The 21,395-nt window shown below is 61.2% G+C and carries 21 protein-coding genes; 6 read left to right on the top strand and 15 right to left on the bottom strand.

What is annotated here, in order from left to right; translation table 11 throughout:
- Window positions 1-5: 5 nt before the first annotated feature.
- The 8 genes from PSCI_RS09120 to PSCI_RS09155 form a co-directional block, all read right to left on the bottom strand.
- Window positions 6-1,316 (bottom strand): membrane protein, encoded by a 1,311-nt coding sequence (locus tag PSCI_RS09120; RefSeq protein ID WP_045485466.1) that lies wholly within the window; start codon window positions 1,314-1,316, stop codon window positions 6-8.
- Window positions 1,317-1,606: 290 nt separating this feature from the next.
- The gene (locus PSCI_RS09125) at window positions 1,607-3,226 is read right to left on the bottom strand and encodes a glucan biosynthesis protein D (protein ID WP_045485468.1); all 1,620 of its coding nucleotides are present in this window, start codon (window positions 3,224-3,226) and stop codon (window positions 1,607-1,609) included.
- Window positions 3,227-3,527: 301 nt separating this feature from the next.
- The gene (locus tag PSCI_RS09130) at window positions 3,528-4,457 is read right to left on the bottom strand and encodes a phosphatidate cytidylyltransferase (protein ID WP_045485470.1); all 930 of its coding nucleotides are present in this window, start codon (window positions 4,455-4,457) and stop codon (window positions 3,528-3,530) included.
- 2 nt (window positions 4,458-4,459) lie between these two features.
- Window positions 4,460-5,077, bottom strand: coding sequence for a lysophospholipid acyltransferase family protein (locus tag PSCI_RS09135; protein ID WP_045485471.1), 618 nt, complete (start codon window positions 5,075-5,077; stop codon window positions 4,460-4,462).
- Between the two features lie 55 nt (window positions 5,078-5,132).
- Window positions 5,133-5,585 (bottom strand): hypothetical protein, encoded by a 453-nt coding sequence (locus tag PSCI_RS09140; protein ID WP_045485472.1) that lies wholly within the window; start codon window positions 5,583-5,585, stop codon window positions 5,133-5,135.
- On the bottom strand, window positions 5,575-6,924 hold the full coding sequence (locus tag PSCI_RS09145) for a phosphatase PAP2/dual specificity phosphatase family protein (protein ID WP_045485473.1): 1,350 nt from the start codon (window positions 6,922-6,924) through the stop codon (window positions 5,575-5,577). The genes PSCI_RS09140 and PSCI_RS09145 overlap by 11 nt, the downstream gene beginning before the upstream one ends.
- Window positions 6,921-8,678, bottom strand: a complete 1,758-nt coding sequence (locus PSCI_RS09150; protein WP_045485474.1) for a bifunctional alpha/beta hydrolase/class I SAM-dependent methyltransferase — start codon at window positions 8,676-8,678, stop codon at window positions 6,921-6,923. The genes PSCI_RS09145 and PSCI_RS09150 overlap by 4 nt, the downstream gene beginning before the upstream one ends.
- A 42-nt stretch (window positions 8,679-8,720) precedes the next feature.
- Complete coding sequence (locus tag PSCI_RS09155) at window positions 8,721-9,353, bottom strand: CDP-alcohol phosphatidyltransferase family protein (RefSeq protein WP_045485476.1); 633 nt, start codon at window positions 9,351-9,353, stop codon at window positions 8,721-8,723.
- A gap of 219 nt (window positions 9,354-9,572) precedes the next feature.
- Between PSCI_RS09155 and cfaB the strand changes: the two genes are divergently transcribed.
- Entirely contained in the window at window positions 9,573-10,760 is a 1,188-nt protein-coding gene (gene cfaB / locus PSCI_RS09160) for a C17 cyclopropane fatty acid synthase CfaB (RefSeq protein ID WP_045485479.1), read from the top strand.
- Here cfaB and cls read toward each other — a convergent pair.
- Window positions 10,757-12,196 carry a cardiolipin synthase gene (cls, locus tag PSCI_RS09165; protein ID WP_045485485.1) on the bottom strand — a complete coding sequence of 480 codons (1,440 nt, stop codon included), beginning with the start codon at window positions 12,194-12,196 and terminating at the stop codon, window positions 10,757-10,759. The two genes, cfaB and cls, sit on opposite strands and share 4 nt — an antisense overlap.
- 149 nt (window positions 12,197-12,345) lie before the next feature.
- Here cls and PSCI_RS09170 point away from each other — a divergent pair, with 149 nt between their 5' ends.
- Window positions 12,346-12,867: a DUF3617 domain-containing protein gene (locus PSCI_RS09170; protein WP_045485486.1), complete on the top strand. Its 522-nt coding sequence runs from the start codon at window positions 12,346-12,348 to the stop codon at window positions 12,865-12,867.
- Between the two features lie 169 nt (window positions 12,868-13,036).
- Here the strand turns inward: PSCI_RS09170 and PSCI_RS09175 are convergent, their stop codons facing one another.
- A complete protein-coding gene (locus tag PSCI_RS09175) occupies window positions 13,037-13,438 on the bottom strand; it encodes a hypothetical protein (RefSeq protein WP_045485487.1) in 402 nt (133 codons plus the stop codon).
- A 134-nt stretch (window positions 13,439-13,572) separates the two neighbouring features.
- On the opposite strand from PSCI_RS09175, the gene zigA reads away from it, so the two are divergent.
- Together zigA and PSCI_RS09185 are read left to right on the top strand one after the other, a co-directional pair.
- On the top strand, window positions 13,573-14,781 hold the full coding sequence (gene zigA / locus PSCI_RS09180; RefSeq protein ID WP_045485488.1) for a zinc metallochaperone GTPase ZigA: 1,209 nt from the start codon (window positions 13,573-13,575) through the stop codon (window positions 14,779-14,781).
- Window positions 14,781-15,431 carry a DUF1826 domain-containing protein gene (locus PSCI_RS09185; RefSeq protein WP_045485489.1) on the top strand — a complete coding sequence of 217 codons (651 nt, stop codon included), beginning with the start codon at window positions 14,781-14,783 and terminating at the stop codon, window positions 15,429-15,431. Before zigA ends, PSCI_RS09185 begins: the two co-directional genes overlap by 1 nt.
- Before the next feature lie 3 nt (window positions 15,432-15,434).
- Here the strand turns inward: PSCI_RS09185 and PSCI_RS09190 are convergent, their stop codons facing one another.
- Window positions 15,435-15,782, bottom strand: coding sequence for a hypothetical protein (locus PSCI_RS09190; RefSeq protein ID WP_045485491.1), 348 nt, complete (start codon window positions 15,780-15,782; stop codon window positions 15,435-15,437).
- A 45-nt stretch (window positions 15,783-15,827) separates the two neighbouring features.
- Here PSCI_RS09190 and PSCI_RS09195 point away from each other — a divergent pair, with 45 nt between their 5' ends.
- A complete protein-coding gene (locus PSCI_RS09195; protein WP_045485493.1) occupies window positions 15,828-16,799 on the top strand; it encodes a CobW family GTP-binding protein in 972 nt (323 codons plus the stop codon).
- 4 nt (window positions 16,800-16,803) lie between these two features.
- Here the strand turns inward: PSCI_RS09195 and PSCI_RS09200 are convergent, their stop codons facing one another.
- Together PSCI_RS09200 and PSCI_RS09205 are read right to left on the bottom strand one after the other, a co-directional pair.
- Entirely contained in the window at window positions 16,804-17,196 is a 393-nt protein-coding gene (locus PSCI_RS09200) for a DUF3301 domain-containing protein (RefSeq protein ID WP_045485495.1), read from the bottom strand.
- Between the two features lie 143 nt (window positions 17,197-17,339).
- Entirely contained in the window at window positions 17,340-17,825 is a 486-nt protein-coding gene (locus tag PSCI_RS09205; RefSeq protein WP_045485497.1) for an acyl-CoA thioesterase, read from the bottom strand.
- 292 nt (window positions 17,826-18,117) lie between these two features.
- On the opposite strand from PSCI_RS09205, the gene PSCI_RS09210 reads away from it, so the two are divergent.
- Window positions 18,118-19,881, top strand: a complete 1,764-nt coding sequence (locus PSCI_RS09210) for a cation:proton antiporter (RefSeq protein WP_045485499.1) — start codon at window positions 18,118-18,120, stop codon at window positions 19,879-19,881.
- A gap of 26 nt (window positions 19,882-19,907) precedes the next feature.
- Here the strand turns inward: PSCI_RS09210 and PSCI_RS09215 are convergent, their stop codons facing one another.
- Both PSCI_RS09215 and PSCI_RS09220 read right to left on the bottom strand, forming a co-directional pair.
- The gene (locus tag PSCI_RS09215) at window positions 19,908-20,315 is read right to left on the bottom strand and encodes an SMI1/KNR4 family protein (RefSeq protein WP_045485500.1); all 408 of its coding nucleotides are present in this window, start codon (window positions 20,313-20,315) and stop codon (window positions 19,908-19,910) included.
- A gap of 133 nt (window positions 20,316-20,448) precedes the next feature.
- The gene (locus tag PSCI_RS09220; protein WP_045485501.1) at window positions 20,449-21,294 is read right to left on the bottom strand and encodes a Tim44 domain-containing protein; all 846 of its coding nucleotides are present in this window, start codon (window positions 21,292-21,294) and stop codon (window positions 20,449-20,451) included.
- Window positions 21,295-21,395: the final 101 nt, after the last annotated feature.

A 21,395-nucleotide genomic window follows, 5' to 3' on the forward strand; every position in this document is an offset into this window, starting at 1 on the left:
GGGCCTCATTGCAGTGCCCTGAAGGGCAGGGGGGTGAGCGCTGGTGGCGAATGAGGCAGGGAATCGCTGCCAGGCCGTGGATTGATCACGTAGCCGATGACCAGCCCCAGAAACAGATTGGCTGCAGCGATTTCAAACATGTCGGTGGTCCAGCTGATCAGGCACCAGCACACTGCGATCGACATCAGCATGCGCGCCAGCGGGCTGGCATCGTTGAGCAGGCTCAACAGCAGCCCGACCTGCAAGCTATAGAGCAGCAGCCCGGCCACGCCGAGCATGGCCCACAGGTACAGCGCGCTGTTATCCATGCCCAGCAGGATTTCTGCGCCCGGCACCGGAAACAGCGCCATGGTGCTGCCGACCATGCCGAAGCCTGCGCCGGTATAGCCCCAGCCGTTCAGTTGCATGGCGTCGAACAGCCGTGGCCAGGTGTTGTTCAGGCGGTCGTAAAGCGAGGCCAGGGAACTGCCGCCACGGCTTACCGTGTGTGCATCGAAGTCATACAGCAGGCCCATCAACGGCAACAACAGGCCGATGGCGACGATCAGTACAAAGAGAATCCGGCAGGTCCAGGTCAGGCGCTGGATCATTAGCAAACCCAACGTCAGGGCAAAGGCGCCGGCCGGTGCCTTGCTGGTGGTCAGCACAATGGCGCCGAACGCCACCGCGCCGAGCACCAGCCTGAGTGGCAAGGAGCGCAACAACAGCATCATGTACAGGCTGTACAGGGCGATCAGGGTGGAGAGGATGTTCGACACCCGGGCAAAACCGGCGACCCGGTCCTGATCGTCGGCGCTCCATGAGGTATTGCCGCTCAACTCGGTTTCGCCCAGGTTGTAGTTGTAGCCTTTCCACGGCACCTGAGCGTATTTGTCCAGCAGCAGCCCGATCAGGCTGGCCAGCAGGCACAGGCCAATGCTCCAGCCGAGCAGCTTTTGGTGGCGCAGCAATTGCGGGCTGCACACTGCCGCGAACAGCAGCGGGCTGACAGCGAACAAGCTGAACGCCAGGTTCTGCACACTGGCGCCGTGCAGCATGGCCAGCAGCGCCGAGAGCAGCCAGCCCAACAGGCACAGCCAGAACAGCCGCCCGCCACGAAAACTCAGCAGCTGCAGCGCAAACAGCAGCACACAGGCGGCCTTGGGCAGGTACAGCAGCGGACTGAGCCCGGCCAGGTCCAGGTAATAGCGCAGCGCGCCGGAAAAGGTCTCGACCACCAGCAGGCTGATCGCGACCCAGGTGATAAGCGCGGACTTATCGAAGGCCAGCAGCGACCCGCCAGCGACAGGGCCGAGGTGTACAGGATTAAGATTCATGAAGGCGCCTTGTGAGCAGAGGCAGGCAGCCACGCTACCGCCCATCGACCGTGCGGGACGGGTCAATGCAGTGATCAGGTATCAGAAGAGTCGGGGGTGTCTGGAGCGAACGCTCCAACGGCGTGACAAGGTTTGTATAACAGCCGCAGATTGCCCGGCTGTCAATGTTTCAGTAGTGACCGAATCACCCTGTAGGAGCGACCTTGGTCGCGAATTTTTCCAGACGCCATAGATGCGGCGCCTGGAATGGCCCTTTCGCGAGCGAGCTCGCTCCCACAGGCGTCAATCGGTTACGGGTACTTACGGCGGTCCGGCGCTGGCGGGAAGTATTGGTACATCCAGGTCTCGCTCAGGGTGCGGTCGCGCGAGCGGATGAACATGCGCATGTTCACCGGCTCCACCGAGTCGCTGTCCGGCAGCCAGTCGAAGATCACCCGGTAGCCTTTGATATCCGGCAGGTATTGGATATTGAAGTCCTGGGTCTTGCCGTGGGAGACGGTCAGCACCGGTTCGATGCCTACACCTTCGGGCAGGCGATCGATGCCGCCGCCGTGGAAGTCCACCGCGAAGCGTCGTGCCCAGTATTTCGGGTAATGCTCGCCCGGTGTCCAGCCTTCGAGGAAGCCGCCCATCCCTGAACGGGTCGCATGAATCTGCGCCAGTGGAGTGCTGACCGGCGGCAGGGCGCTCCAGTACAGCTTGTAGCTGTAGTTGAGCGAGTCACCGGCCTTGACCTTGTTCTTCGGCGTCCAGAACACCACGATGTTGTCCATGGTCTCGCCGGTGGTCGGAATCTCCAGCAGGCTCACCTCACCCTCGCCCCAGGCGTTGGTCGGCTCGACCCACAGGCTTGGCCGGCGGTCGTACCAGACCGTGGTGTCCTGGTAGCTGGCGAAATTGTGGTCGTACTGGACCAGGCCGAAGCCTTTCGGGTCTTTGTCGGCGAACGCGTTGAACTGCAGCTTGGCCGGGTTGTTCAGCGGGCGGCACACCCACTCGCCGTTACCACGCCACATCGACAGACGGTCGGAGTCATGCTGCTGCGGGTGAATACTGTCGCACATGCGCCGCTCGTGAGTGCCGCAGTTGAACATGCTGGTCATCGGCGTGACGCCCAGTTGTTCAATGTCGGCACGGGCGTTGATGTGCGCCTGGACGTCCATCACCACCTGGCTGGCCTGGCAGTCGATGTCGAAACGGTAGGCGCCGGTCGCGCTTGGCGAATCGAGCAGGGCGTAGACCACAAAGTGGGTGGCATTTTTGGCCGGTGTCTCGAACCAGAACTTGGTGAAGTCGGGGAATTCTTCCTGGCGCTTGGCAAAGGTGTCGATGGCCAGGCCACGGGCCGACAGGCCGTATTGCTTGGTCGAGTCGACGGCACGGAAGTAGCTGGCGCCCAGGAACGACACGATGTCGTGCATGGCAATTTCCGGTGCCTTGAACAGTTTGAAGCCGGCAAAGCCCAAGTCACCTTTGACCTGATTGCCGTCGATGCCGCTGGTGTCGTAGTTGAACAGTTCGTGACGGAAATGCACTTCCCGCGCCGTGTTGCTCTTGGGGTCGACGCTGTACATGCGCACGGGGGTCTTGAAGCCCATGCCGACATGGAAAAACTGCACGTCGAGCTGGCCTTTGAGCTCTCGCCACAGGGAGTGATTGGGGTCGTAGCGGATCGCGTTGAACTGCTGGGGCGTCATGTTCGCCAGCACCGGTGGCAGTACCTGCTTGGTGCTGACGTACTGCTGGCCGGCCAGTTGTTTGGCCTGCTCTTGCAGTTGCTTGAAATCGAACGGTTCGCTTTTGCCATCGGCTGCGGCGGCGAGGGCGCGTGCAGCAAAAAGTCCCGAGGCCGGCAGGGTGCTATAAGCCGCCAGCGCCATCGATGCTTTAAGGAGATTCCTGCGGTTCATAAAGGTGAAGCCTCTGAGTAATTCTGTGCGTCCTGCACTAAAAAGCGCGCCAACGTCTCCTTGCCGAACGCAAACTACCCATAACAGATAGCAAAGACGAGATGCGGTTCGATAAAAACCTCAATAAAAACGCCGCGTCCGATGAGTCGGGGCGGCGTTGACGGGGTCTATCAGGTTTGTAGCTGCGCTGATAACCGCTGGGCACAAGGCCTGCGCGCAGTTATGCAGCGCTAAAGGGTGGCTCAAGGCCATTGCTTGTTGCAATATCCGGCAATCATTTTTTCTGCCGTTATTACAGTTTTCAGGTCCACCAGTAACGCACCAGATGGAAGAAGATCGGCGCGGCGAAACACACTGAATCGATACGATCGAGCATACCGCCATGGCCTTCGATCATATGCCCCCAGTCCTTGACGCCGCGATCACGCTTGATCGCCGACATGACAATACCGCCGGCAAAGCCCAGCAGGTTGATCAGCACCGCGATAAAGAACGACTGGACGGGCGAGAAAGGTGTGATCCACCACAGCGCGCCACCGATCAATGAAGCCAGCAAAATACCGCCGACAAAGCCCTCGACCGTTTTTGACGGCGACAGGTTGGGGGCGATCTTGTGTTTGCCGAACAGCTTGCCGCACACGTACTGCAGCACATCCGAAAGCTGCACGACGATGACCAGGTAGGCAATCAGCAGAAGGTTGCGGCCTTCATAGCCGGCAATCTCCAGAGTCAGCAAGGCCGGCACATAAGACACGCAGAACACCGCGATCATCAGGCCCCACTGGACCTTGGAAGTGCGTTCCAGAAAATGCTTGCTGTCGCCGCCCAGCGAGGCAAGGATCGGCAGCAACAAGAACACGTAAACCGGGATGAAGATCGAATACAGCCCGTACCAGTTGATGCCGATCAGCACGTATTGCAGCGGCAGGGCCAGGTAGAACGCCGCCGCCAGGGCCGGATAGTCGCTGCGCCGGGTCGGGGTCAGGGTCAGGAATTCACGCAGGGCATAGAACGACACCGCATAGAACAGCAAGGTCACGGCGGTGTAGCCAAGCCAGAACGCCACGCCGATGACGATCACCATCGCCCACCAGGCGTTGATTCGCGCGTTGAGGTTGTCGATCACCGCATGCGGGCCACGGGCCTTGAGCTTGAGTACCCGGCCAATGACCGAGGCCAGCAGCAGAATGACGCCGATGCCCATGAACAACAGTTGAGTCTGGTTTTCCATCATTACTGCTCCGCAGCCAGAGCCAGCAACGCTTCGCGGCTGCGGGCAAGAAATTGCTCTTTGCTTTCGTCTTCCTGGACCTGCAGCGGCGCCCCGAAGCTGGTGGTGCACAGCAGCGGCAGGGGCAGCATCCGGCCTTTGGGCATGACCCGGTTGAGGTTGGAGATCCACACCGGCACCAGTTCGGCCTGTGGGTAGCTTTTCGCCAGGTGATAGATGCCACTTTTGAACGGCAGCAAGCCCTCATCAGGGTTACGCGTGCCTTCCGGGAAGATGATCAGCGAGTAGCCCTGCTCCAGCGCCTCAATCATGGGTTGCAAGGGGTTGGCCTGTTCGTCCTTGCGGGTGCGGTCGACCAGCACGCCGTTGAACACCTTATTGATGATGTACCGGCGCAGAGTGCCGCTCTGCCAGTAATCGGCGCCGGCCACCGGCCGGGTGTATTTGCGCAGCTCGCGGGGCAGTGACGCCCAGAGCAGCACAAAGTCTCCGTGGCTGGTGTGGTTGGCAAAGTAGATACGCTGCGTCGCTTGCGGCGTACAGCCCAGCCACAGGCTGCGGGCACCGGTCACGCTGCGTGCGCCGGCCGTGATCAGGGAGGCGACCAGAGATTCAAGCATCAATCAGATTCCTTCGGTAAGGCGAGCAAAGACGCTGCTCGCATGCTGCGCTGCTTCACCGCATCCGCCCAAGCCAGGGCAGAATCAGTAACGCGCCCAGCAACAGCATGATTTGCAGGGCGAGCAACAACACTTGTTGGCGCAACAGCTTCAAGGCGCCTTGACTGCGTAGTGGCCAGGAACGCCCGGCTTTATCGGCCGGTTGCAGGCTGAACGCCGCCAGAGCCTGATCCAGCGCCCGGGTGTTGCGTGTCAGGTTAGCAGGGTCGTCGGCAAGCTTCTGAAACAGCTCGGCATCAAAAGCTACCCGCAGAGCGTAGTATTTTTCGCCCAGGCCCAATACCACCAACAGCACCACCCAGCTCATCAGCAGGCCCGACGGGGCAAACCACAGCTGGCTCAGGCCCAGTGCCAGGCTCAACAGGGTCAAGCCGGTGGACAAATTGTCCAGCGCCCGGCCGCGACGTAGCAGGCTGGCGATGATGTGCAATTGCAGGTCAGCGTTCATGCTGCGCCTCTGCCGGTTGGGTTGTGCACTGTTCCAGTAGCGTACTAAGTGCCTGACGGTGTTCGTTGTGCAGCACCACGCCTGGCCGGCTCTGGCGGATCAGTTTGACAGCCTCATCTACTGACGCGGCCCGGCCGTTGTACAGCAGCCAGGCTGCCAGGGCGGTGGCGCTGCGTGAATAGCCCAGTGCGCAGCACACCAGCAGCGGCCCGGCATGGCGTGATGCTTCGATGGCCTCGGCGGCGGCCAGGCACTGCTGTGCGGTGGGCGGGACCAGATCCAGTTGCGCCAGGTTACGGTAAGTCGGCGGTGTGACGCTCTGCGACAGCTCGGCACACAGGTCCACAACGGCCCTGAACTGACCGGCCTGATCACGACCCGCGATGCGACCCAGCCAGATCTCATCCAGCACTTGCTGCGCCTGCGGCTGGTTGCGCGTCCAGAGCCAGACGTTGAGCCATGCACCGGCCAGATACGGCGCCAGCAGCCAGCGTGCTGCGGGCGACAGGCGGCCATCGGCGCGCTTCTGAAAGCCTTGGGCATCGAACCACAGGTAGTTGAGGGCCACCAGCAGCAGTGACAGTGCCGGCCACAGCAACCATAACCAGACACCACCCAGGCCAAACCCCGGCCAGGCCAGCAATAGCGCGCCGAGCAGGTAGTAACCGGCCAGTTTCCAGCGGCTCGGGTCATGGCTAAGCCGGGCACTGAGCAGCGGGCTGCGACCTTCATCCGGCCACAGCCAGACACACAGCCAGCCGGCCAGGGCGCCGGTCGGCAGGTCGATGAAGTGATGTTGCCAGGTGGTCAGCACCGACAGGCCGATCAGCGCGAACCAGCCATGCAGCAGCCAGCGCCAGGCCGGATGGAAAGCGCGCAGGTAACGCTCGAAGCAGACCCAGAGAATCACCAGCAGGGCGATGTGCAACGACGGCGCCTGGTTGAACGGCTTGTCGAAGCCGGCCAGCACGTCGAACAGCCAGCCGAACAGGCCGTCCATTTCCGGGCGCTGGAAAGTGAAGCGCAGTGGCCAGAGCAGAAAGCAACTGACCGCCAGCACTTGAGCACTGAGCAGGCGCAGGGCGTGGCGGTCGAGTTCACGGCGGGTCAGGCAGGCCAGCAGTGAAAAACCGTAGAGCAGGTCGATGGACCAGTAGGGCACGATGGTCCAGGCCCAGAACGGCATGTGGTTTTCCCAGGCGAATGCCAGGCTGCCGACGTCGTCGCGCCGGGCGGTGTACCAGGTGGCAAAGCCGTAGCTGGCGAAAAAGAACGGCGCCAGCACCAGCAGCCAGACCACGGCCCGTTTCCACAGGCCTGGTTCGCGCCGGCTGCTCACGGCAGACGCTGCGCCAGTGATACGCTGAAAATCCCCCACTCATCGATGCGCTGGGTGATCTTGCGAAAGCCTGCCGCTTCCACCAATTGGTCCATTTCGGCCTGGCTACGGCGGCGCATCACCCAGGCGTCACCGCCGCGATGGCTGGTCAGGGCGCGGGCGATCAGTTCCAGTTGCGGATGCCACGGCTGGCCGGTGTAGATCAGATAACCGCCGGGCTTGACCGCCGCTGCCAGGCCGGCCAGCGAGTTACCGACCTGAGTGTTGCTGGCGAACAGCTCGTACAGGCCTGACACCACCGCCAGCGTCGGTTTGGGGTCGAGGGCGGCGAGGTTGTCGCGGTCGAAGGCGTCGGCCTTGATGAAGCGGGCGATCTCGTCGAGATCGAGTTTCTCGATCAGCGCGCTGCCTTGCTGCACATTGAGGTCACTGTAGTCGCGCAACAGGATCGACTCGGGCAGCGGCTCGACGCCCTTGAGCGCTTCAAGGATGTAGCGTCCGTGGCCGGCGGCGATGTCGACGATCCGCACCGCGCTTTGCTGCTCGCGCAGCTTGTGCATGGCCAGGCGCAGCAGTTCTTCGATGTTGATCTTGCGTTGGCGAATCCCGCGCCAGCCAATCGAGTTCAGGTAGTTGCGGTCGATCAGCCGGCCGAGGCTGCCGCGCCCACTCGGTTGGTTGCGGTACACATAATCCAGGGTACTGCCGGAGTCAAAGCCGGTCTCGAAGCCCAGCTTCACCCCTTCGGACAAGCTGCTGCCGGTGCGCAGGCCCGCGCGGGTCAGCCGCCAGTAAAGGCTGCGCAGCGAACGTGGCGGCAATGGCGCGGCCAGCGCTTCGGCCTCGGCGCAGGTTTCACCTACCCGGTCGGCGTCCAGCAGGGCATGGCGCTGTGGCGGGTTGTCGAAGGCATGCTGCACGAAGCGGCGGATGCGCGTGAGCGCTTGCTCACGGTTACGCTCACCCAGGGTGTCATGGAAGAAACCGGGCAGGATGTGCTTTTCCTTTTGCAGGCTGCCCAGGCGTTCGAAGAAGCGTTCTTGCGGGGCGCGCTCAACCACGAAGTCTGCGCCCGAGATCAGCAATTGGGTTGGCACCTGAATGGCCTGGGCGTCGGCCACTACGCGCTCGGCGGCTTCGTACAGGCCCAGCAGGACATTGACCGAGATGGCCTTGGCGATCAGCGGGTCGCTATCGTAAGTCTTGCGGCGATGCTCGTCGTGGGTCAGAAAGCGCGCTTTGACGTAGCTGTTGACGAAGAAATTGCCTTTGAAACGGCGCAGCAACGCCAGGCCCTGACGGGCGAAGGGCACGTAGAGTTTGACCTTGAACGCCGGCGAGGCCAGTACCAGAGCGCGGATGTTGGGCGCGTAGTCATGTGCCCAGGTAGTGGCGATCACCGCGCCGACACTCTGCGCCACGACCGCGATGTTGCCGGTTTCGACGCCGTGGCTGGCGGCGATATGCTCAATGAAGGTTTGCAGGTCGCGCACGGTGGTGGCAAAGCTTGGGCTGTCGCCGCGTGCGCCGGGCGACTCGCCGTGGCCACGGGCATCCCAGGCAAAGAAATCGAAACCCGGCAGTTGCAGTTCATCGACCAGGTGAGCAATGCGTCCGGAGTGTTCGTGGCCACGGTGCAACAGTACGATGGCTTGCCGCGACTTGCCGGGGGCCAGGCCCATGGCGGGCCAGTGGCGATAAAACAGTTCGACACCGTCATGGGTGGCGAAGCGCAGGGCAATCACGTCGCGCATGGCAAACTCCTTTGAGCCAATATTGACCGGGCAAGCAGGGGGTTATGAGTCTGATCTGTCGTGCGGCGCAAGCGGCTTTTCGGCGAGGCCCTGGCGAATCCGGTTGACCAAGGTGTAGATCAGCAGGGCTGAGACCACGACAAGGATGAAATTTATCCATGCTGGCGCAAGTAAACCTGTGGCGACCCCGGCGCCCATGACGCCGAACACCAACGCCCGGTCGCTCTTGCCCATCGGCCCGTCGTAGCGGCGTGACGCACCGACCATCGGGCCGAGCACGCCGGCGTACTCGCTGAACACGGCCAGCAGGGTCACCAGCACCACCAGCGCCGGGCTGACCCCGGCCAGCAGGGCGAAGGGCAGCATCAGCGCGCTGTCCGCGATGACATCGGTCAGTTCGTTCAAATAAGCCCCCAGCCGCGACTTCTGGCCGAACTCGCGGGCCAGCATGCCGTCTATGGCATTAAGGGCCATGCGTATGATCATCCACAGCGGGATCAAGGCAAACAGCCAATAGTGCGGCATGCCGACGGTCACCAGCGCGCCGACCAGCAGTGATACCAGGCAGGCTCCGAGGGTCACCTGATTGGCCGTAATGCCCTTGTCGTAGAGCTTGTGCACCAGAGGGCGCAGCAGATTCTGGAAGCGCGGTTTGAGCTGGTAGATCGAAATCAAGAGAGGCCGTCCTGGTCAAGATGTTGGGCGCATCATCGGTGTATGCGGACATTTCGTACAGGACCCGATGAAGTAAAACGTGAAGTCTGTCCTGTTATTCAGGCGGATCAGACTGCCGTGCATGGACGATGCCATTGACCGTCAGGCCGACGGTCAGCGGCTCAAAGGATGGTTGAGCTACCTTTTTCCGATCAATTCTGGATGAGGAGGTGGACGGTCATGTACACCCAACTACCGAGTGCCCTGCAAGGCCTGCAATTGCCGTTGCGGATCAGACTCTGGGACGGCCAGCAGTTCGAATTCGGCGCTGAGCCGCGCGTCACGATCCTGGTCAAGGACCCAACCCTGATGGCGGAGCTGGCGCGTCCCAGCCTGGATCTGTTTGGCAGCGCATTCGTTGAGGGCCGGCTGGAGCTGGAGGGCTCGCTCAGCGAGGCGGTGCAAATCGGTGATCAGCTGACCCAGGCCTTTGGTCACTTCGCGCAGGACGACGACGGCAAGCGTACGGCTCATGATCGGAGCCTGGACGCCACCTCGATTTCTTACCACTACGACCTGTCCAATGCGTTTTACCAGTTGTGGCTGGACCGCGAGATGGTTTACTCCTGCGCGTACTTCAAGACCGGTCAGGAAAGCCTTGAACAGGCGCAGCAGGATAAATTCCATCATCTGTGTCGCAAGCTGCGCCTGCAGCCTGGCGACTATCTGCTGGATGTCGGCTGTGGCTGGGGCGGGCTGGCGCGCTTTGCCGCCCGGGAGTACGGCGCTCAAGTGTTCGGCATTACCCTGAGCCGCGAGCAACTGGCGCTGGCCCGGGAGCGGGTCGAGGCGCAGGGCTTGCAGGATCAGGTCGAGCTGCAACTGCTCGACTATCGTGACCTGCCGCAGGACGGACGTTTTGACAAGGTGGTCAGCGTTGGCATGTTCGAGCACGTCGGGCATGCCAATCTGCCGCTCTACACCCGCTGCCTGTTCGGCGCGGTGAAGGAGGGCGGGTTGGTGATGAACCATGGCATCACCGCCCGGCACTCTGATAGTCGGCCGGTGGAGCGCGGGGCCGGCACGTTCATACACCGCTATGTATTTCCCAACGGCGAGTTGCCGCATCTGGCGATGATCAGTGCGCACCTCAGCGATGCGGGTCTGGAGATCGTTGACGTCGAAAGCCTGCGCCTGCACTACGCCAGGACCCTGGAGCAGTGGAGCGAACGGCTTGAGGCTCATCTGGACGAAGCGAAGGCGCTGATTGGCGAGCACAGCTTGCGCATCTGGCGACTGTACCTGGCCGGCTGCGCCTATGCCTTCGCCAGGGGCTGGATCAACCTGCATCAGGTTCTTGCGGTCAGGCCGCTGGCCGACGGCAGCCATCATCTGCCGCTGACCCGCGCTGATCTTTACCGTTGTTAAAGGATCGGGGAAATCAGCCGCGCCACGCGCATCCCCAGTTGGTGCAGGCGGCGGGTTTCCCGGCTGTCCTGTACGGTGATTTCCCGCGCCAGTTCGAAGTCAGCGCTGAGCATGGCTTCGACCTGAGCGGCGAACTCGCGGTCGACGGTCAGCAGCATCAATTCGAAGTTGAGCCGGAACGAGCGGTTATCCAGGTTGGCGCTGCCGATGGCCGTGACTTCATCGTCGATCAGCACCACCTTCTGATGCAGAAAACCCGGCTGGTAGCGGAACACTTTGACCCCGGCGCGCACGGCTGCGAAGGCATACAGGCTCGACGCCGCATAGACCACGTAGTGATCGGGCCGCGACGGCAGCAGCACACGCACATCCACGCCACGCAGCACGGCCAGGTGCAAGGCGGCAGACACGGCTTCATCGGGAATGAAGTACGGGCTGGTGATCCATAGTCGCTGTTGCGCTGAATGAATGGCCTCGACAAAGAACAGCGAGCAGGTTTCCTGGGCATCGGCCGGGCCGCTGGCGAGCAACTGGCAGAGTACGCCGTCTTCCGGGAAACTGTCGGGCAGGCTCAGCGGCGGTAGCTGGCGGGTAGCCCAGAACCAGTCCTCGGCAAACGTCTCTTGCAGACAGGCGACCACCGGACCGACGACCTGCACATGGGTGTCGCGCCACGGTGACAGGGCAGGCTTGAGGCCCAGGTACTCATCACCGACGTTGTGCCCGCCCAGGTAACCCTTGAGGCCATCGACCACCACAATCTTGCGATGGTTGCGAAAGTTGATCTGGAAGCGGTTCATCCAGCCGCCATGGGTGGCGAAGGCTTTGATCCGCACCCCGCCGGCGCGCAGCTTCTCCACGTAGCTGGCCGGCAGCGCGTGGCTGCCAATCCGGTCGTACAGCACATAAACGGCCACTCCCTCGGATGCCTTGAGCAACAGTAGTTCTTGCAGGCGGCGGCCCAGGTCGTCGTCATGGATGATGAAAAACTGCACCAGCACTGTCTGCCGCGCCTGGCGGATGGCCCCGAACATCGCGGCAAAGCTGGCCTGGCCGTTGATCAACAGCTTCACTTCGTTATTGGCCAGCGCCGGCATATGCCCCAGACGTGGCATGGCCCGCAGCGCTGCGTAGGCGTCGGAGCGCCGCGCAGCGACCGCCTCATCGATCCAGGGCCGCCAGTTAAGGCTGCTGATAGCGTGCTTCATTTCCTTGTTGGCCTGACGTCGGGCCTTAATATAGGCGTCGAATGAGCTGCGGCCAAACACCAGATAAGGAATCAGGGTCAGGTAGGGAATGAACACCAGCGACATCGCCCAGGCAATCGCCCCCTGCGCGGTGCGTACGGTCAACAGCGCATGGATAGCCGCGACGCTACCCAGCAGGTGAATGAAGCCAAGCACATAACCGAAGAAATACGGGCTGTGGTAATCCATTGCGAGGTTCCTTTACAGACGCCTAAACAGACCATAGCAAAGTGCGATTGTCGCTATTTAATTCAACATGCAACGGCGAGGCGTTTATGCCGTCTAAGCCTCAGCGTCGAGAAATCACGCATATCGATGATGACCTGAGGAATCCGCAGATGAACAAACGCATGTTGGCCTGGATGTTTTGCCTGGCTGCGCCCGTGGCCCAGGCTCAAATGCTCCAGCCGGGGTTGTGGGAACTGACCTCCAGCAATATGCAGGTCGATGGTCAGGCGTTGCCGGACATGCAGTTCATGCTCGGCCAGCTCAAGAACCTGCCGCCTGAACAACGCGCGATGATGGAGCAGGCCATGCAGAAGCAAGGTATTACCTTGGGCGGGCAGGGCGTGCGTTTCTGCCTGACTGACGCTCAGGTCAAGGCCGATGATATTCCGCTGACCGACCCCAAGTCCGGTTGTAATCAGCGCGTGACGGACCGCAACGGCAAAACCTGGAATTTCCAGTTCAGTTGCCCACGAGCCCAAGGTACAGGGCAGGCGCAGTTTCTCAGTGATCGTGAGTTCACCACCCGCGTCAAAGGCACCTTCAACGCATCCGGCCAGCAACAGAATGGCAGTATGGACACCCGCGCCGTATGGTTGGGCGCCCAGTGCGGTAACGTCGCGCCACGTAGTTGATCCATGAGTGTTCCACGTGGAACATCTGCTGTGGATGTAATGCTGCCTTCCCACCCCAATTCTGGCCTGAAATCGGGTGGGAATGAGCTGGCTGTTCTCACAAAGATCGCGCCGACCTTAGCTGATCGACATTAACTTGTAGGAGCAGCTTTAGCTGCGAAGCCAGCTGTTACCGCTTCTGCTCGTGACACCCCGTCACCCGCCCGCAGCTGATGCTGCTGCGGGTGCCGTTCGAGCTGGACACTCTGGTGATGGTGGTCCAGCCCACCTTGCGAATCGTCCCCACCCAGATTTCACCATCCGATGCCAGCCCGGTAAAAAAGGTCAGTTGCCGATAACGGCTGTTGGTCTGCGCCCAGCGGCGGGCGCTGGCGGACTCGTAGCCGCGCAGGTAAGTGGTATCGCCCTGAGTCGCCACGCTATAGCCGTTTCCTTCCAGATCACGGCAGGACAGCAGGTTCAGGCTGCGCACGCAGGTTGCCCCGCCGGTTGGCGTACTGGCGCCTGCCGCCAGAACACAGGTGCTGCTCAGCGCCAATAACACACTGGCAGCGATGGTTTTCACAGGCATGCGAGCGCCCTTCGTCGAACAGGTTGGCAAAATCGTATTGTTATACTATAACATTGTTGGTCGTTGAATCCGCTGCCACAAAGCCAGCAGAGCTTTACCCAGCCTACCTGAACCAAACCTGTTGGTGAGTCCTGATGCCGAACCGTCTTCCCGTTACCGTCCTGTCCGGCTTTCTTGGTGCCGGCAAAAGTACCTTGCTTAATCACGTGTTGCGCAACCGTGAAAACCTGCGCGTGGCGGTGATCGTCAATGACATGAGTGAAATCAACATCGATGGCAGCGAGGTGCAGCGTGACGTCAGCCTCAGCCGCGCCGATGAGAAACTGGTCGAGATGAGCAATGGTTGCATCTGCTGCACCCTGCGCGAAGACTTGCTTGAAGAAGTCAGCCGTCTGGCACAGGACGGCCGCTTCGATTACCTGCTGATTGAGTCCACCGGCATTTCCGAGCCGCTGCCGGTGGCGGAAACCTTTACCTTTCGCGATGAGGCCGGTACCAGCCTCTCGGACATTGCGCGCCTGGACACCATGGTCACGGTGGTGGACGGCATGAATTTCCTGCTCGACTACCAGGCCGCCGAGAGCCTGGCCAGCCGCGGTGAGAGCATGGGCGATGAGGATGATCGATCCATCACCGACCTGCTCATTGAGCAGATCGAGTTCGCCGATGTGATTCTGCTCAGCAAGATCGACCTGATCAGCTCCAGCGAGCGTGAAGAGTTAATGGCCATTCTCGGCCGCTTGAATGCTCAGGCGCAGATTGTGCCGATGGTCATGGGCCAGGTGCCGCTGACCACCATCCTCAATACCGGCCGCTTCGATTTTGAGCGCGCGGCCCAAGCGCCGGGCTGGCTCAAGGAACTGCGTGGCGAGCATGTACCGGAAACCGAAGAGTACGGCATCGCCTCGACGGCCTACCGGGCGCGGCGGCCGTTTCACCCGGAGCGCTTTTTCAACTTCCTCAACCGGCCTTGGCTCAATGGCAAGCTGCTGCGCTCCAAAGGCTTTTTCTGGCTTGCGAGCAAACATCAGGAGGCCGGCAGTTGGTCGCAGGCCGGTGGCCTGATGCGTCATGGTCCGGCCGGTCGCTGGTGGCGCTTCGTACCGCGCGCCCACTGGCCGCAGGATCAGGAAAGTCTCCAGGCGATCATGAAGGAGTGGAATGCAGCCACCGGTGATTGCCGCCAGGAACTGGTGTTCATCGGCCAGAACATCGACTTCACCCAACTCAACGCCGAGCTGGACGACTGCCTGTTGACCGATGCCGAGATGGGCATGGGCGTCGAAGCCTGGCAATTGCTGCCTGACCCGTTCGGGGAATGGCATGAAGAGGACGCTGCCTGATGCTCGCGCAGGTTTTACCGTTTCGCCCACTGGTCCGCCAGGTACAGGGCGACAATCCCGATGTTCTGGGGGAGGTGTTGCAGGACGGCGTCAATCTGGCGGTCTGGCAACGCCATTTGCCGCTGCACATCCAGGATTTCGCCAGCGCCTTGTTGACCCTGAACGAACCGCTGTCAGAGTCTTTGGCACTGGAGGTCAAAGGAGGCGATCTGGAGCCTGATCTGCAGCGTCTGGCTGCCGCTTATGCCGATGTGCAGGGCCACGCCGGGTTCGTCGCTGACGTGTCCTGGCTGGTCAGCGCCTACGCCTGCCTGCTGGGTGCCGAACGGGTCGGCCTGCGTCTGCGGGCGATGGACACCGCCATGTGCCCGCGTTTTCATGTCGATCACGTGCCGATGCGGCTGATCACCACCTACGCCGGGATCGGCAGCCAGTGGCTCAAAGAGCGTGACATGGATCGCTCGCGCCTTGGGCAGGCTCAGGCCGAACCCAAAGACCCGGCGCTGATTCAGCAAATTCAGTGCGGTGCAGTGGCGCTGCTCAAGGGCGAGCGCTGGATCGGCAACGAGGGCCATGGCCTGATCCACCGTTCGCCGCCGTTGAGCCGTAACGAACGACGCCTGATTCTGACCCTCGACTGGCTGGCCTGACCCTCAAGGGGTCTGCCACTGCCCTTGGCTCTGGCCCTCGCAAAACGGTTTGAGGTACGCAGCATCGCTGGCCACGCCGTAATAGTGGATATGCTCGCGATAGGGCATATTGGCAACCTGAGCGTCACGGCATACGCCAAAAGCGCCTGCCGGGCATTGCTCGACAAACTGTACCTCGACCTTTTGCCCGGCCAGTTGCGGCTGGCAGAAACTGTCGTGGAACAGGTTGTCTGGCACTGAGACATTCTCCTGACACACCTTCACATCCAGGCGCTGCGCCTGGGTGTGGACAACACAGGCTGCGGCCCGCACCTGGCCTGAGGCGAGTGTCAGCAGTGCTGTCGCCAGCATGGTTGCCCATCGTGATTGCAAACCCTGTCCTCCTGAAGCGAACTGATGCTGCAGAACATTCCCACTCATGTCATCGGTGGCCCGTTGGGCGCCGGCAAGACCAGCCTGATCCGTCACCTGTTGGCGCACAAACCCGCTGACCAGCGCTGGGCGGTACTGATCAACGAGTTCGGCCAGATCGGCCTGGACGCCGCGCTGCTGACCACCGGCGCCGATGGTATCGCACTTGGCGAAGTGGCTGGCGGCTGCCTGTGCTGCGTCAATGGCGTGCCGTTCCAGATTGGCCTGGGTCGGCTGCTGCGCAAAGCCCGGCCCGACCGGCTGTTGATCGAACCGTCGGGTCTTGGCCACCCGGCGCAGTTGATTGCCCAGTTGCAGCAGCCACCCTGGCAGGGTGTGCTGCGGGTGATGCCAGCGGTCATGGTTCTCGATGCCCAGGCATTGGCGGCCAGCCAGCCATTGCCCGATACCCAGCAGCAGGCGCTGGCGGCTGCCGGGTTGCTGGTGCTTAACAAGGCTGAGGGTTTATCCGACGCTGTCCGCCAGCGGCTGGCCGAGCGTTTGCCGGCGTTGCCACGGGTCTGGTGCAGCCAGGGCCGCTTGTCATTGTCACAGTTGCCGGGTGTGGACAGTTTGACAGCTGTGGATAACCCTCAGGCTGAGCAGGCACTGCCAGCGAGCATTCAGGCAGCAGCACCGCACTGGGCAGATGTTGCGACGCCATGGGTGCTCAGCCAGGGCAGTGCCGACGGCTGGAGCGTAGGCTGGCGCTGGCACCCTTCGCAGCGTTTCGATTGCAGGCAACTGGCGCAGTGGCTGGCTGCCCTGAACTGGCGACGCGCCAAACTGGTGGTGCACAGCGAGCAGGGTTGGTGTTCAGCCAACGCGCTGGCAGGGGCGGATGTGCAATGGCAAGCCAGCGAGTGGCGCCAGGACTCGCGGCTGGAGCTGATCTTTGATGAGGCTCAGGATGTGGCGGCCCTTCAAGCCGGGTTGAGTGCTTGCCGAATAGCCTGAAAAATCATTGCTTCCATTTCTGATGCGACTGGCGCCATTCGTCGAGACGGATCACTTCGGCAGACGGTGGCGGCGGCTTGATCTCGAAAGGATAGGGGGCCAGCTCGATCTGCGCGCTGTGCGCGCCGAATTGAGTGATGCTGCCAGGATGACGTTGTTCGCCAGTGACGGTGAATTCAAAACTGTAGATACGCGCCAGGCGTTTGCGGCCATGGGCGTCGGCGGTCCACGCCAGACGCTTGAAGGCGACGTTCTCGTCGAGCAGTTCCAGATCGAGCCGTGCGCAATGTTGCTTGACCCGCTCCAGCGCTTTTTCACGCAGACCGTGGGCATGCCAAAGCCAGGCTGCCCCGGTGGCGAGCAGCATCAGCACAAAAATATTACCCAGGGTCAGCATGACGGTGTACTCCAGCCGATGAGCCAAACAGGCTGCTACAGATTAACTGGGTGCGATCAATTCCAGCCAGAGCGGGCGCAGTAAATTTCGCACGACTGCATTTGTGTCCTGTTACGCAACGCAGATGAAACGTATCTGTATTTTTACAGCGCCTCTTCTTTGATTTCCTGATAGCGCTTTTCCAGTTCCTGACGCAGTTGACGACGATGCTGGGCCTGCATGAAGCGGCGGCGGGCATCCGGGGTCTGCGGCTCCAGCGGCGGGACGCGCACCGGTTTGCGATTGTCATCAATGGCGACCATGGTAAAGAAGCAACTGTTGCTATGGCGTACCGAGCGCTCGCGGATATTTTCGGTGACCACCTTGATCCCCACTTCCATGGAGGTATTACCGGTGTAGTTCACCGAGGCCAGAAAGGTCACCAGCTCACCGACATGCACCGGCTCGCGAAAGATCACCTGGTCCACCGACAGGGTCACCACATAACTGCCAGCGTAGCGTGCGGCGCAGGCATAGGCGACTTCGTCCAGGTACTTGAGCAGGGTGCCGCCGTGCACATTGCCAGAGAAGTTGGCCATGTCCGGGGTCATCAATACGGTCATCGTCAGTTGCGCGTTTCCAGGTTCCATTGCTGATTCTCACGGTCAAGGTAGGGAGAAGACGCCTATGCTGGCATTTGCTGATACGTGCAGATAACGCGACGCCTGGCGAGTATTTTACGTCACGCGCGGTAACCGATCTGTTTCCATATATTGCACCGGCTTTATGGCAAAGGGTGCAGTGTTACTCTGCAAAAACCCTTGCACAGGGTTTTCCCCACACCTATACCCAATTGACGACGTTGCCGGTCACCTGACCTTGCCTGCGCTATGGACCATGCGTGCAAGCGGCAGCGCCATTATTTAAGGAGCCACACCCGCCATGCATGCTGTTGACTTCATCCAGGATCTGGCAGTGATCATGCTGGTGGCCGGGGTGGTGACGATTGTCTTTCACCGCCTCAAGCAGCCGGTGGTACTGGGCTACATTGTCGCCGGCTTTCTGATCGGGCCGCATACGCCGCCGGTTGGTCTGATCCATGACGAACACACGATCAAGATTCTTGCCGAACTGGGGGTGATCTTCCTGATGTTCTGCCTGGGCCTTGAGTTCAGCCTGCGCAAGCTGTTCAAGGTCGGTGCGACGGCGTTCATCGCGGCGTTCCTGGAAATCTTCCTGATGATCTGGCTCGGTTACGAGATTGGCCAGTATTTCGGCTGGGGAACCATGGATTCGCTGTTCCTGGGGGCGATTCTGGCGATTTCCTCGACGACCATCATCGTCAAGGCGCTCAACGACCTGAAGATGAAGAACCAGCATTTTGCCCAGTTGATCTTTGGCGTGCTGATTGTCGAAGACATTCTGGGGATCGGCATCATCGCGCTGCTGTCGGGTATCGCGGTCAGCGGTGCGGTCAGTTCCGGCGAGGTGTTCTCCACGGTCGGCAAGCTGTCGCTGTTCATGATCGTTGCCTTGGTCGTCGGCATCCTGCTGGTGCCGCGTCTGCTGGCCTATGTAGCACGCTTTGAAAGCGACGAAATGCTACTGATCACCGTACTGGGCCTGTGCTTCGGCTTCTGCCTGCTGGTTGTACGGCTGGAATACAGCATGGTGCTGGGCGCGTTCCTGATCGGCGCGATCATGGCCGAGTCGCGCCAACTGTTGAAAATCGAGCGCTTGATCGAGCCGATTCGTGACATGTTCAGTGCCATTTTCTTCGTTGCTATCGGCCTGATGATTGATCCGGCGATTCTCATCGAATACGCCTGGCCGATTGTGGTGATCACCCTGGCGGTGGTGCTGGGCAAGATGATCTCCTGCGGTCTGGGGGCGTTCATTGCCGGTAACGATGGCCGCACGTCGCTGCGCGTCGGCATGGGGCTTTCACAGATTGGCGAGTTTTCGTTCATCATCGCCGGGCTGGGCATGACCTTGCAGGTGACCAGCGACTTTCTCTATCCGGTGGCCGTGGCGGTGTCGGTTATCACCACCTTGCTGACGCCGTACCTGATCCGCGCGGCTGATCCTTTGTCGATCAAGCTGGCCGGTGTGGTGCCGCGTCGTGTCGGGCGGGTCTTCACCATGTACGGCGAGTGGCTGCGCAGCATCCAGCCGCAGGGTCAGAGCGCAATGCTGGCGTCGATGATCCGCAGGATTCTGCTGCAGGTCGGTGTCAACCTGGCGCTGGTGGTGGCGATCTTCTTCAGCGGCGGTTATTTCGCCGGCCGCATCGGCGCTTACATGAGCGATTGGGTGGCCGATGTCGGGCATCAGAAGGCCTGGATCTGTGGCGCGGCGCTGCTGTTGTCGCTGCCGTTCCTGATCGCCGCCTACCGCAAGCTCAAGGCGCTGTCGATGCTGCTGGCCGAAATGGGCGTGAAGCCGGACAAGGCCGGCCGTCACACCGAGCGGGTGCGCAAGATCGTGGCTGAAGTGATTCCGCTGTTGTCGCTGGTGGTCATCTTCGTCCTGCTGGCCGCATTGTCAGCCAGCATTCTGCCAACCCTGGAGCTGCTGGTGGTCATCCTGCTGGTTGCGGCGGTGGTCGCCGCAGTGCTATGGCGCTGGTTTATCCGTGTACATTCACGGATGCAGATTGCCCTGCTGGAAACCCTGGGCAATAACCAGGACACCCCAGGGCATTGACCTTGCGCGCGGGTCTGGCTGGAAACTCAGCTTTCCAGCCAGACGTCGCGGGCCCAGTGCCAGACCGATTCCCAGCTCTCCTCGGTGACGATTTCTTCTTCGCCAGACCACAGCACCACGGTGCCGTCTTCTTCAACGCAGTAATAGTCGTCGCCATCCTGGCACAGCGGCACCAGATCGCGCTCGACACCGGCATCCCAGGCATTGGCTGCCACGTCGGGCAGGTAGGTGTGCGATTGCGGGTCGGTCACGGTGACCGGCTCAAGGCTGCCGTAGACCACATCGCTGACCTGCAGCAAAAACTCCCGCAAGCCAAATGGCATGTTGATCAGCAGTTCTTCCTCGATTTCGACCAGCAGGTCTTCGTCGGGCAGTTCAAGCCGCACCGGAACCGGCTCGTTCTGTTCACGCAATTGTTCGATGACTTCTTCCACGGCATGGATCCTCTGAGCTAGATGGCGCGGGTTATACAGTAGCCGAAAGCCGCTTTCAAAATAACTATCCGAACGGGTAACAAAAAACCCCGGAACGAGTCCGGGGTTTCGATCACACAAGGGCGCCGGTAGTTCAGCCGTTCTGGCGAATACCTGCAACCAGCCATGGCTGGTTTTCACCTGGCGCGCGTTCCATGTTCCAGCTTTCGCTAAAGGCTTCGCCCTTGTCGAAACGCGAGTTCTTGGACACGCCGTGGAAGGTCAGGGTGGCGATGGTGCGGTCGGCACGGTCATCCACACCGTCAAGTTGAACCTGCAGGTCGTCGATGTAGGTGGACTGGAAGCCGTCACCCTGTTCGGCACGTTCGCGTTTCAGGAATTGCAGCATGTTCGGGGTGACGAACTCGGCAATCTTGTCCATCTCGTTGGCGTCCCAGTGTTGCTGCAAGGCCTGGAAGTGCTGACGGGCGGCTTCCAGGAAGCGCTCTTCGTTGAACCAGGCAGGCGCATTGATCGCCGGGGCCGCAGCGGGCGCAGCCGACGAACCGAAGATCGGAGCGTTGTTCGGCTGAACGGTTTCACGCTGGTAGGGCGCACCGGCACCCGCCATGCTCGCTTGTTGCTGCTGGGCGCGGCGACGGGCGATGAAGCGGAAGATCAGGAAGGCGATCAGGCCGATGATCAGGAAGTCGAACAGCTGCATGCCGTCGAAGCCGTCACCCATGAACATGGCGGCCAGCATGCCACCGGCGGCGATGCCTGCCAGCGGGCCGAGCCAGCGCGATGCGCCGCTGGCCGCAGGGGTTGGACGGGCAGCAGCGTTAGGGGCAGCAGCCGGGGTGGCTGGAGTGGCCTGGCGCGATTGATGAACCGGTGCCGAGCCGCTGCTCTTGCCGCCGCCGAAACGTGCGGCGTTGGCATCCAGGCTCAGCGTCAGGCTGAGGCACAAGGCCATGGCGATGCTGAAAAAGCGTTGCATAAGGGGATTCCCGTTTTTATGAATTGCACGCGCGCAATGGTGCACAGGGTGCAGGCCATTGGCTAGTGAAGGTATGTTTCGAGCTTTTGCATGAAGCTGAA

Origin of the sequence: Pseudomonas sp. StFLB209 (assembly GCF_000829415.1) — a bacterium.
In the GTDB taxonomy this organism is placed as follows: domain Bacteria; phylum Pseudomonadota; class Gammaproteobacteria; order Pseudomonadales; family Pseudomonadaceae; genus Aquipseudomonas.